The sequence below is a fragment of the SAR202 cluster bacterium genome (assembly GCA_016872285.1).
GTDB lineage: Bacteria > Chloroflexota > Dehalococcoidia > Lucifugimonadales.
Genome location: VGZZ01000063.1, coordinates 1 through 12,335, shown reverse-complemented (window position 1 = coordinate 12,335; position 12,335 = coordinate 1). Strand labels below are relative to the sequence as shown.

At 59.5% G+C, this 12,335-nt stretch carries 8 protein-coding genes; 4 read left to right on the top strand and 4 right to left on the bottom strand.

The annotated features are described in order from the left end of the window. From FJ320_12135 to glnA, 3 genes are all read right to left on the bottom strand, one after another. Nucleotides 1-322 (bottom strand): NAD+ synthase (locus tag FJ320_12135; GenBank protein ID MBM3926701.1); only part of this gene is annotated, 322 nt, incomplete at its 3' end. A gap of 832 nt (nucleotides 323-1,154) precedes the next feature. Beyond that, complete coding sequence (locus FJ320_12130; GenBank protein ID MBM3926700.1) at nucleotides 1,155-2,492, bottom strand: glutamine synthetase; 1,338 nt, start codon at nucleotides 2,490-2,492, stop codon at nucleotides 1,155-1,157. A 22-nt stretch (nucleotides 2,493-2,514) separates the two neighbouring features. Beyond that, nucleotides 2,515-3,984 (bottom strand): type I glutamate--ammonia ligase, encoded by a 1,470-nt coding sequence (gene glnA / locus FJ320_12125; GenBank protein ID MBM3926699.1) that lies wholly within the window; start codon nucleotides 3,982-3,984, stop codon nucleotides 2,515-2,517. A gap of 670 nt (nucleotides 3,985-4,654) precedes the next feature. On the opposite strand from glnA, the gene FJ320_12120 reads away from it, so the two are divergent. After that, nucleotides 4,655-6,598 (top strand): ATP-dependent metallopeptidase FtsH/Yme1/Tma family protein, encoded by a 1,944-nt coding sequence (locus tag FJ320_12120; GenBank protein MBM3926698.1) that lies wholly within the window; start codon nucleotides 4,655-4,657, stop codon nucleotides 6,596-6,598. Between the two features lie 45 nt (nucleotides 6,599-6,643). Here the strand turns inward: FJ320_12120 and FJ320_12115 are convergent, their stop codons facing one another. Further along, entirely contained in the window at nucleotides 6,644-6,919 is a 276-nt protein-coding gene (locus FJ320_12115; protein ID MBM3926697.1) for a hypothetical protein, read from the bottom strand. Between the two features lie 801 nt (nucleotides 6,920-7,720). On the opposite strand from FJ320_12115, the gene FJ320_12110 reads away from it, so the two are divergent. The 3 genes from FJ320_12110 (at nucleotide 7,721) to FJ320_12100 (ending at nucleotide 11,541) form a co-directional block, all read left to right on the top strand. Further along, a complete protein-coding gene (locus tag FJ320_12110) occupies nucleotides 7,721-9,433 on the top strand; it encodes a CTP synthase (GenBank protein ID MBM3926696.1) in 1,713 nt (570 codons plus the stop codon). Nucleotides 9,434-9,484: 51 nt separating this feature from the next. Further along, a complete protein-coding gene (fsa, locus tag FJ320_12105; protein ID MBM3926695.1) occupies nucleotides 9,485-10,153 on the top strand; it encodes a fructose-6-phosphate aldolase in 669 nt (222 codons plus the stop codon). Nucleotides 10,154-10,251: 98 nt separating this feature from the next. Then, the gene (locus FJ320_12100; GenBank protein MBM3926694.1) at nucleotides 10,252-11,541 is read left to right on the top strand and encodes a transcription termination factor Rho; all 1,290 of its coding nucleotides are present in this window, start codon (nucleotides 10,252-10,254) and stop codon (nucleotides 11,539-11,541) included. Nucleotides 11,542-12,335 lie beyond the last annotated feature (794 nt).

The window sequence follows — 12,335 nt, the reverse complement described above, 5'->3', positions numbered from 1 at the left end:
ACACGTCCACCAGCACCCCGTCGTACCCAACCGCTGCCGCGTTATAGATGTCCCCCCTGGCGTCCACAAACCCCACCACCACTGATATCCCCTTGGACGCCTCCACCACCCGCCGCATCATCCTCGCGTTGTCCTCGATGAATGACGTCTTGAACAGTAAGTCTTCCGCCGGGTACCCGGTGATAGCCAGCTCCGGGAAGGCCACCAGGTCCGCCTCCGCCGCCCTCGCCTCCTCAACATAACGCAAAATCTTCTGGCAATTCCCTTCCAGGTCGCCTACAGTCGAGTTTATCTGGGCCAGGGCCAGCCGGAATGTGCGCATATGCTAAAATACCGCGTCTAATTGCATCGCAGTATAGCACACCGAATATAGCTTCTCTTGGTGTTGTAGCTGTTCTTTCCCCACGAAGTCATGTAGCGCCAGTTGGTGGAAGGATGGGTTCCCGTCTGATTCCCCTTCTTCTCCTATTGAAAAGGAGAAGAAGGGGCTAGAGCCTGCCCTGAGCTTGTCGAAGGGGGATGATGAGGTGATTCAATTAATCCTTCCCCTTCCAGCAGGCGATTCCTGAGTCCCGATGTATCGGGAAAGGGGCTGCAAGCTCGCCGTGGCGAGATAAAGGGGATGGTATCCCGAATGAAAACTAGGCGTGTTTCTTATAAAGCAGCCCATTCTCAAACTCACCAAGGGGCGCTTCACCACCGCTATTCCCTATACGATATGGAGGCCGTCCGCTGCAGGAGGGTCGGCCCTCGCCTTTTTCTTCTCATCTTCCTGTGGGCATGGTGTTGGTCCCCGTTCCATCAGGTTCTCCCCCTTCGCCTTCCAGGCCGAAGGGGGAGTTATACCAAATCGGCATAAAGGTGACGGTTAAGTCTTCTGTATCGGCAGTAGAGACCCCGCCAGGTTCTTCCCATTAACTGTGCGCCACACAGCCACCGCAGAAGCCTATGTAGGGTACACACTGCCCTCTATTTCCTGCCATTATCATCCAGATTTGGTATTAGACGCCGTCCTGAGCCTGGTCGAAGGAGGGGGTTGTGGTGGTTCTTTTTCTTTCCCCCTTCTCCGAAAAGAGAAGGGGGACTAAGGGGGATGAGTTCGCCCTGAATAAAAACGCGTTGGCTTTTCACAAACAGCCGCGCCCGCCACACGCCTACAACATCGGCAAATACCGCTGCAGCTCGTAGTCCGTAATGTGCGAGTGGAACTTGTCCCACTCGATCTTCTTGTTCTGTATCAGCGTCTCCAGCAGCGGGCTCCCCAGCGCCTCCGCCAGCACCCCGCTCCTCTCCGCATGTCCCGTTGCGTCCCACAGGCTCTGCGGCAGCTGCCGGATCCCCATCTCCCTCCGCTCATCCTCCGTCATGTGCGACGCGCTCTTCTCCAGCGCCGGCGGCGTCTCATACTCGCCGTCAATCCCCGCCAGCCCCACCGCCAGCATCGCCGAAAACGCCAGGTATGGGTTGCACGACGGGTCCGGTGCCCTGTACTCGATGTGCACCGAGTCCGGCCTCCCCGGCTTGTACGCCGGCACCCTTATCAAGTCCCCTCGATTTATCCAAGCCCACGATATATATATCGGCGCCTCGAATCCGGGCACCAGCCTCTTGTACGAGTTTATCCACTGGTTGGTCACCAGCGTTATCTCTGGCGCGTGTTTGATAAGCCCCGCGATGAACCGCTTCCCGATGTGTGACATCTTGTACGGGTCCTTGTCATCGAAAAACGCGTTGTCCTCCCCGCTGAACAACGACTGATGAATATGCATCCCCGACCCGTTCACATCCCCGAAGGGCTTGGGCATAAACGTCGCGTAGTGGTGATGGCGGTACGCCACCTCCTTAATCACCGTCCGCGCTGTCATCACGTGGTCCGCCATAGTCAGCGCGTCGGTGTATTGCAAATCGATTTCATGCTGCCCGGGCGCGCCCTCGTGGTGTGAATATTTGACGCTTATATCCATCTCCCGCAGCGTCAGCACCGTGTCCCGCCGCATGTCCGTCGTCGGATCGATGGATAGCTGGTCAAAGTAGTCGCCTCTGTCCAGCGGCTTCAAGTCGTCCAGCCCCTTCAGATAGAAAAACTCGATTTCCGGCCCCACGTAGTAGGTGAACCCCTTCTTCGCCGCCCTCTGTAGGTTGCGCTTCAACACGAATCGAGGGTCCCCCGGAAACGGCTGGCCGTCCGGCGTCAGAATGTCGCAAAACATCCTCGCCACCGCGTTCTCTTTAGGCCGCCACGGCAATATGCGAAACGTCGACGGGTCCGGCATCGCCACCATGTCCGTCTCGCTTATGCGCGTGAACCCTTCTATGGACGCCCCATCGAACACCACGCCCTTGGTCAGCGCGTCCTCCAGCTCCTCCACCGTTATCGCGAAGCCTTTTAGATTCCCTAGGATATCCACAAACCACAGCCGGATGAACTTAACGTTGCTCTCCCGCGCCATGGCCAGGACATACTCCTGGGCCTCATTTCTCTCAGCCATCATTTCAGTGCCTAGCCTATCTGCCCTATATGTCGAAGTAGAACTGGAACTCCTGCGGGTGTGGCCGCGCCGCCACCTCCATATGCTCCCGCTCGCCGTTCTGGATAATCTTGTCCAGAACGTCCTCGGTGAATATCGGCGACAGGAAGTCCATGTCCGACTTCAACGCCTCGATGGCCTCCCGCAGGCTCCCCGGCAGCTCCCCAATCTCGCGCTCTCTCTTCTCCCTGTCCGACAGCGCGTAGATATCCTCATCCACCGGCGACGGCAGGTCCAGCTTCCGCTTGATGCCGTCCAGTCCAGCCGCTGTCACCGCCGCGAAGGACAGGTACGGGTTGCACGACGGGTCCGGCGTCCGGAACTCCAGCCTCTTCTGCCCCGCGAACCTTAGCCCCCGCTTGTACGTCGGCACCCTCACGTTGGAAGACCGGTTGCTCCGGCTCCACGCCACGTTCACCGGCGCCTCGTAACCCGGCACCAGCCGCCGGTAGGAGTTGGTCGTCGGGCAGCAGATAGCCGTCAGCGCCCGGCTGTGCTGTATAAGCCCCGCCGCAAAGTACCGGCCAAGCTGGCTCAACTCCGCGTACTCGTCATCGCCGTCGTAAAATAGGTTCGTCCCGTTGCGCCACAGGCTTACGTTGGTGTGCATCCCCGACCCGTTGTCCCCGAACATCGGCTTCGGCATAAACGTGGCGATTTTCCCCGCCTGATGCGCCAGGTTCTTGATAACGTACTTGTACGTCACCGACGAGTCCGCCATGGTGGTCAGGTAGTCCCGGTACATGTCGATTTCGCACTGGCCCGCCGTTGCCACCTCGTGGTGGTGCGCGTCCGTGGCGATGCCGAAATGCCCTTCCAGCGTCAGGTTGCACTTGCTCCGGAACTCCATCAGCGAGTCGTGCGGCGGCACTGGAAAGTACCCTTCCTTAAATCGGATCGGGTAGTTGCTCCCCGCGCTGTTCCACGCCGCCTCCGTGGACTCAATGCTGTATCCCATCCCCCGCTGCGGCGACGACGTGTCCCATCGTACCCTGTCGAATATAAAGAACTCTATCTCCGGTCCCCACAGCGAGTGGTCGAATCCATTGGCCCTCAGCACCTCCTCCGCCCTCTGTGATATAGCCCTCGGGTCTCGAGAGAACCGACCCTTCCCATAGCCCCAGTGAACATCGCATATAAGCCGCGCCGTCCTCTGCTCCTCGGGTATCCATGGGATGATAGCCAGGGTAGACGGGTCCGGCATCAGTACCATGTCCGAGTTGTGAATATCAGTGAAGCCTCGTATAGACGAGCCGTCCAGCTTGGGTATCCCCTCCTCAAAAGCTCCCGAGTCGATAACCCGCGTTGGCACCGTCACGTGATGCAGTCGGCCGGGCATGTCCGTGAACTGCAAGTCCACAAACTTGACCTTATGCCGCTTCAGCACCTCCATTGCTTCATCCGCCGTCCGCTTCAGCGGCTTCATCTCCCCTTGCTCCGTCACCGTAAATCCCATGGGCAGGCCTCCTGGCAGCTTTCTAGCTTTCACCCTGAACTCTACATCTCTCATGTTTCGTTGCTATTTCTGGAATGTTAAGTTTGTGTTACATGCGTTATCTATAAACAGACACCTAATGCTGATTGAGGGTGGCGCTCTGGAAACATTTCAAATACTTGCATAGTTAGGATCCTTCTAGCCCCATTTGCTTATTGGCAGTACGAGGCAAGCAAAGCAGTGAGTTATCTTCCCATTTAATCCTCTCCCCACTTTTACCCGTGATACGCTTTAGAACAGACAAGGTAGGAATCCCTCCCATTCTGGTTCTCCCCCTTCGGCCTGGAAGGCGAAGGGGGAGCTAGAGGGGGTTTTGATTCCTTATTTTCTCTTCCCCTTCCAGCAGGAAGGGGATTAAGGGGATGGTATCCCGAATGAGAACAAGGCGCGTCTTATTCATCAAGCGCCTCAGCGCGTCAAAACCCAATCAAGCCGCTCAATCGTATATTTTGTGTTAACGGTTCCTTCTGAATAAACCGCCTGATTAGTCCTCAAGAATTTTGATTTTTCCGCAGATTTAACGTACTATTGGTGTGTGGAGTGGCAGCCCCCGGCGGCCCCTTCCATCGCCAGACTGAGGTAGTTAATGAACAATCAGCCCCAAAATACAAACAATAGCGGTAAGCGTTGGATGAGAAGCGGCTTCCTCTACTTCCTCATCATCGCGGCTGTAGTCGTAGTTTTCTTCACTATCCTCCCCACCTTCAGCAGCTCCAAAGAAATCCCCTTCACCGAGGTGGTATCTAGGGCCAAGTCTGGCGAGATTACCTCCGTCGAACTCAGAGGCGAGACCCTCACCGCCAAGAACGACAAGAACGGCGATGAGTTCAAGAGCCGCATCGGCAGAAGCACCGACGTCATGCAGGTCTTCCGCGAGGAAGGCGTTCCCACCGGCCCTACTGGCGTGGATGTTGTATTTAAGGGGTCCAGCGGCTTCAACTTCGGCCTCCTCCTCAACTTCCTTCCCCTCCTCTTCTTCGGCGGGCTGATCATCTTCATGATGCGTCAGGCCCAGAGCGGCTCCAACCAGACCCTGAACTTTGGCCGCAGCAAGGCCCGCATGATCCTCAGCAACCGCCCCACCGTCACCTTCGCCGACGTTGCCGGCTGTGACGAGGCTAAGGCGGAGCTTCAAGAGATCGTCGAATTTCTTAAGTACCCGGACCGCTTCCTCTCCCTCGGCGCCCGCATTCCCCGCGGCGTTCTCCTCGTCGGCCCTCCCGGCACCGGCAAGACCCTCCTCGCCCGCGCCGTCGCCGGCGAGGCCGCCGTCCCCTTCTTCCCCATCAGCGGCAGCGAGTTCGTCGAAATGTTCGTCGGCGTGGGCGCCGCCCGCGTCCGCGACCTCTTCGACCAGGCCAAGCGCAACGCCCCCTGCATCGTCTTCGTCGATGAAATCGACGCCGTCGGTCGCCATCGCGGCGCCGGCCTGGGCGGCGGCCACGACGAGCGCGAGCAGACCCTCAACCAGATCCTCGTCGAGATGGACGGCTTTGAGACTGGCACCAACATCATCATCATCGCCGCCACTAACCGACCGGACATCCTGGACCCCGCCCTCCTGCGCCCCGGCCGCTTCGACCGCCGCGTCGTCCTGGACCTGCCCGATGTTGCCGGCCGCGAGGCCATTCTCCGCGTCCACACCAAGGGCAAACCCCTCTCCCCTGATGTTAAAAACGACATCATCGCCAAGCAGACTCCTGGCTTCAGCGGCGCTGACTTGGGTAACCTCGTCAATGAGGCCGCGCTGTTAGCCGCCCGCCGCAACAAAAAGCTCGTCGGCCCGCCTGAATTCGCAGAGGCCATCGACCGGGTTATCGCTGGGCCTGAGCGCAAGAGCCGAGTCATCAGTCCCAGGGAAAAGTCCCTCACCGCCTACCATGAGGCCGGCCACGCTCTCGTCGCCTTTATGCTCCCCAACGCTGACAAGGTCCATAAGATATCCGTCATCTCTCGCGGCAACATGGGCGGCTACACACGCCTTCTGCCGGAAGAGGACCGCCACCTCTGGACCAAGAACCAGTTTGACGACATGCTGGCCACAGCTCTAGGCGGACGCGTCGCAGAACAGCTTGTGTTCAGTGAAATCACCACCGGCGCCAGCAATGACCTCGAACGCGCTACCCGCCTCGCCCTCATGATGATCAAGCAGTACGGCATGAGCGACAAGCTCGGCCCTCGAACCCTCGGCAAACGCCAGGAACTCATCTTCCTTGGCCGCGAAATCACCGAGGAGCGCGACTACAGCGACCGCGTGGCCGATGAGATTGACCACGAGGTCCAGGGCATCATCAAGGTGGCCTACGAGCGGGCTCAGGGCATTCTGGAAGCCAACCGCGAGAGGCTCACCAGCGTCGCCGAGTACCTGATCCAGTATGAGTCCGTGGAGGGCGAAGACCTGGAGGCGCTGTTCAGTGGCAGGCCCGTTCAGCGTCCCCAGCCTCAGCCCGTCCCCCAGCGAGAGCCCGCGCCGGCAAAGGCCCCCCCTGTAATCCAGCCCGCGCCCTCTCCCAACCTGGCCAGCCAGCAGGACGACCGCCCCATGCCCAGCGCCGGCGGCGCCGAAGCCAGCTAACCCCCTCCTTTCCGCCACGACCACTTATTCAATGCGGAGGCCGATCTATCGGCCCTCCTCCGTATCCCTCTCAAGCGGCATATGCCTGAAATAGATCCCCCACTTCTGCATCAGATGACTCACTCTATCGTCCCCTTCCGCCACCAGCTCCCCCAAAAACCCCGCCAGCGCGTGCCCCGGCAGCATCTCCGCCGAACACACCCAGCTCTTCTCCGCGGGCACCACATAAAGCATCCCCCGCTGATGCTCGCATCCCATATTTATTCGAGTCATTCCCTGACCGGAACGCACATCCAATCCATGTCCCGCCTCTGATGGCATGAAAAAACTCCGTAAAACTGAAGTTGCCTTATATTAAGTACCCCAAGCCCGATAAACAATAACGCCCCTCCCCTTCTTCCCCCTAACGCCTCCCATTTCTCTTCCGACCCCCTTGGACACCCCGGGTTCCCCCATAGCCACCGTCTACCCCACCCTACCCATTCACAATCCCCGCCTATCTAAACTCCACATTCGTCACCGAACTCTGTCTGCCCTCAGTCCACCCAACAGCCCCTTAATATAAGTATCATCTAATTCAGTAGGTAAATCCTTTTCATGCCGCCTAACTTTACATAATAAAGTAGACTTCTTCATATAGTAGTCTCTCGGAGATTGCCGGACGTGATTGGGGAGCCTAGGGGGGCCTGTGTCTGGTACTCCCCCTTCGGCCTGTAAGGCGAGGAGGGAGCTAGACGCCGTCCTGAGACTGGTCGAAGGAGGGGGTTGTGGTGTTTCTTTTTTCTTTCCCTCTTCTCCCGTAGTCGGGAGAAGAGGGCTGTAAGCTCGCCGTGGCGAGATAAAGGGTGATGAGGGTTCCCGCTTAAAACCTAGGCTACCTCACCAGTGTCCATGGGCCCCCTGCCTTCAGGCCTCCCCTGTTCCCAAACTAAGATAACTCTTATATTTTCACCAAGCGCCTTGACACCTCCCCTCATTAGTTCTACAATGCCTTTGTTGTCCCCCTCCGCACATACCGCAACTCAATTCGTGCTGGAAGTTCCACCTCACCGCCCCACTACTTCTACGTTTTTTTACCTGTGCATATGGACGAGCGCATAGATCAAATCAAAAAGACCAGTCATGGGCACTAAGTACATCTTTGTCACTGGCGGCGTCGTTAGCTCCGTCGGCAAAGGAGTCAGCGTCGCTTCCATAGGCCGCATCCTCAAAAGCCGTGGCATCTCCGTCTCAGTCCTCAAGCTAGACCCCTATCTCAACGTCGACCCGGGCACCATGTCCCCTTACCAGCACGGCGAGGTCTTTGTCACCAAGGACGGCGGCGAGACCGACCTCGACCTCGGCCACTACGAGCGGTTTATCGATATCGAGCTCACCCGCTCTTCCAACCTCACCGCCGGCCAGGTTTACCTTTCCCTAATCGCCAAAGAGCGGCGTGGCGACTTCCTCGGCGGCACCATCCAGGTGGCCCCCCACGTCACCAACGAAATCAAAGCCTGCATCCTCACCCTCGCCCAGGAGTCCCGCGCCGACGTCGTTGTCGTCGAGGTCGGCGGCACCGTCGGCGACATGGAGGGCCAGCCCTTCCTCGAGTCCATCCGACAGATGCGCAACGAGGTAGGCCGCGATAACGTCTTTTATGTCCACCTCACCCTTCTCCCCCACATATCCGCCACCGGCGAGCTCAAGACCAAGCCTACCCAGCACAGCGTCAAGGAGCTCCGCGCCGCCGGCATCCAGCCCGACGCCATTATCTGCCGCAGCGATTTCCCCGTCTCTGATTCCATTCGCGAGAAAATCTCCCACTTCTGCGACGTCCCCAAAGAGGCCGTCATACCCCTCCTGACCGTGGACACTATCTATCGCGTCCCTCTGATCCTCGAAGAGTGGGGCCTCGGCGACCTCATATGCCGCGCCCTCAGCCTCAACTCCGCCGGCCGCGATATGAAGGACTGGGCCTCCATGGTCAACCTCATGGCCTCCCCCAAAGGCAGCGTCCCCATCGCCGTCGTCGGCAAGTATGTCGAACTCCCAGACTCCTATATTTCCGTCAAAGAGGCCCTTCAGCACGCTGGCCTCTTCCACGGCCAGGAGATCGAAATTCAGTGGGTCCACGCTGAGGAAGTCGAGCATAAAGGCACCCAGGACCTCCTCCGCTCCGCCAGCGGCATCGTCGTCCCCGGCGGCTTCGGCCCCCGCGGCATCCCCGGCATGATTCAGACCGCCCGCTACGCCCGCGAAAACAACATACCCTACCTCGGCCTCTGCCTCGGCCTCCAGGTCATGGTCGTCGAGTACGCCCGCAATATCCTCGGTCTCCACCAGGCCAACTCCTCGGAAATGGACACCGCTTGCGCACACCCCGTTGTTGACATAATGCCCGACCAGCGAAAGGTCACCGAAAAGGGCGGCACCATGCGCCTCGGCGTCTACCCTTGTCGACTCCTGGAGGGTACCCTTGCCCACCGCGCCTACGGCGCCCCGGAGGTCTTCGAGCGCCACCGCCACCGCTTCGAACTCAACAACTCTTACCGCGAATCTCTTGAGGCCGCCGGCTTCCTCGCCAGCGGCCTCTCCCCTGACGGCAAGCTCGTCGAAATATCTGAAGTCCTTGGACACCCCTTCATGCTGGGTACCCAGTTCCACCCCGAGTTCCTCTCCCGCCCCTACCGTCCCCACCCCCTCTTCCGCGACTTCATTGGCGCCGCCATGAAGACCCTCCGTGAGGGCGACCAGGCCGCCCTGCCCATCGCCACAGACGGCCCTCCCATAATCCCGCAGCGCAGGTCCCAGGTTGAGGACCGCAGCGCTTCGGAGACCCCCGCTGCTAGCTAACCACAAAAGACTAAACCGGTTCATCATAATGCGTACAGCCGTGGAGGCCCCGTGCAGTTATTCCTAGATACAGCAAGTCTTGACGAAATCAAACAGGGAGCCCGGCTTGGCGTCGTCAAAGGCGTCACCACTAACCCCTCCCTCGCCGCCAAGGTCGGCATCGGCGGCTTCAAGGCTTACAGGGCTGCAGTCCAGGAAATCGCCGCCATTATCGATGGGCCGATATCTGTAGAAGTCGTCAGCACCGACGTTGAGGGCATGATTACTGAAGGAAAAGACATAGCCACCTGGATAGACAACCCCTGGGTCAAGCTCCCCAGCACGGCCACCGGCTTTCAGGCCATGGCCGCCCTGGCCCGCGAAGGTATCAAAATTAATCAGACCCTCTGTTTCTCCACCAACCAGGCCCTCCTAGGCGCCCAGGCCGGCGCCACCGTCGTCAGCCCCTTCGTCGGCCGCCTCGACGACATCGGCCAGCGCGGCATGGACCTCGTCGCCGAAATCGCCCAGATCTTCGCCACGTATCGAGACCGTGGCGTCACCACCAAAGTTATGGCCGCCAGCGTCCGCTCCCCCTTCCACTGCATCGAAGCCGCCAAAGCTGGCGCGGACATCGCCACCATACCCTTCACCGTCCTAACCCAAATGGCCAAGCACCCCCTCACGGACATAGGTGTAGCACGCTTTCTGGAGGACTGGCGCAAAGCGTCCAAAGCATAACCTCCCATATCTGCTCCGCTCTTTAAGCCCCACATCCATGGCTTCTCATCCCCATCACGGCGGCTAAGCCCGCCCCAAAATAGCGAAAGGTGTACACCGTGACAACCGAACAGTTTCTAAACGTATCCGAGCTAGACAAGAAAAGCAGGGAAGAGCTGATGGCCATGGCCCAGTCCATGGGCCTGGAAAACGGCGTCTCCCTCGCCGGCCTCAGACGTGAGGACATTATGAACCGCATCGTCCACTATTTCCCGGACCAGCAGGCCCTCAAAGGCACCGGCAACCTGGAAATCCTCGGCGACGGATACGGCTTCCTCCGGCAGAACGGCCTCCGCGCCGGCCCCAACGACATCTATGTCTCCCAGTCCCAGGTCCGACGCTTCGGCCTCCGCGCCGGCGACACCGTCACCGGCGGCGTCCGCGCCCCCAAGGGCGGCGAGCGCTACTACGGCCTCGTCCGCGTCGACGACGTCAACGGCGTCCACCCGGACGTCGCGCGCCAGCGCGCCAACTTTGAAGACCTCGTCCCCATCTTCCCCGAAAACCAAATCGTTCTCGAGACCACCGCCGACAATCTCACCACCCGCATGATCGACCTCTTCTCCCCCATCGGGCGAGGCCAGCGCGGCCTCATCGTCGCTCCCCCCAAGGCCGGCAAGACCACCATCCTCAAGCAAATCGCCGCCGGCGCCACCGCCAACTACCCTGACATACATATAATGGTAGTCCTCATCGGCGAGCGGCCCGAGGAAGTCACGGACATGCGACGCTCCATTAAGGGCGAAATCTTCGCCTCCACCTTCGACGAGTCCGTCGAGGACCAGTGCCGCCTCACCGACCTCGCCCTGGAGCACGCCAAACGCCTCGTCGAATCCAAACTCCACGTCCTCCTCCTCATGGACTCCATCACCCGCGCCACCCGCGCCTACAACCTCGCCCTCCCCTCCAGCGGACGCACCCTCTCCGGCGGCATGGACCCCGTCGCCCTCTATCCCCCCAAGCGATTCTTCGGCGCCGCCCGCAACATTGAAAACGGCGGCAGTCTCACCATCGTCGCTAACTGTCTCGTCGACACCGGCAGCCGCATGGATGAGGTCATCTATGAAGAGTTCAAAGGCACCGGCAACATGGAGCTCCACCTGGACCGCAAGCTCTCCGAGCGCCGCGTCTTCCCCTCCATAGACATCACCCGCTCCGGCACCCGCCGCGAAGAGCTCTTCTTCGACGAGACCACCCGCCGCCAGGTCAACCTCCTCCGCCGCATGGTGAGCCTCCTCACCACCGACTCCATGAACACCGTCGAAGTCACGGAAAAAGTCCTGGAACGCCTCGCCAAAAGTCGCCGCAACTCGGAATTCCTCGCCAACCTCTCCAAAGAGTCCGCCTAACGGTTGTGGTCTTGTCATTCTGAGCGGAGGCCGATGTACTCATTGGCCGCAGTCGAAGAATCTATGCCCGGTACTAGGTCTTCGCTCATAACGTAGCCCCATTCCCCTACATATATATGAGGGGCGCTCCGACTAGTCGGTCCGCCCCTCATCCTTTTCTCCCCCTCCGTCATTTCGAGCGAAGTCGAGAAACCTCAGCGTCCCGTCCGCCACCATCACCCTCCATGTGGACCATCCGCCCCCGCCCACCCCTGTCCCCTCACCTGTACCTTAGTGCCATTCCTCCCCTAAACAGTAACCCCCGACCTCCCCATCCCTCGCCCTTCCTACTGCTTGACGACCAGCACTCCCCATTTCACTAGCAACGATTCGTCTGACCTATGCCCCCTCAGGTCCCCCTTCTTCTCCTATTGAAAAGAGCTTGTCCCGAGTACCCTCCGAGGGAAGAAGAAGGGGCTAGAGCCTGCCCTGAGCTTGGCCGAAGGGGGATGATGAGGTGATCCTTTTTTCTCTTCCCCTTGATACGCGTGATGCACATTAAAGGAAGTTCCGAGCCTTTTTATCATGGGCTGGATCATGGGCAACCACTAGCCTTTTGCGCAGACGGGGACTCGGGGGGCTGGTCTGGTTCTCCCCCTTCGCCTTCCAGGCCGAGGGGGGAGTTAGAGGGGGTTGTGGTTCCTATTTTTCTTTCCCTCTTCTCCCGTAGTCGGGAGGAGAGGGATAAAGGGTGATGAGGGCGCTCCGATTGAAACCAAGGCCCCGCCAAAACCAGCAACCCTCCCACCAACCCT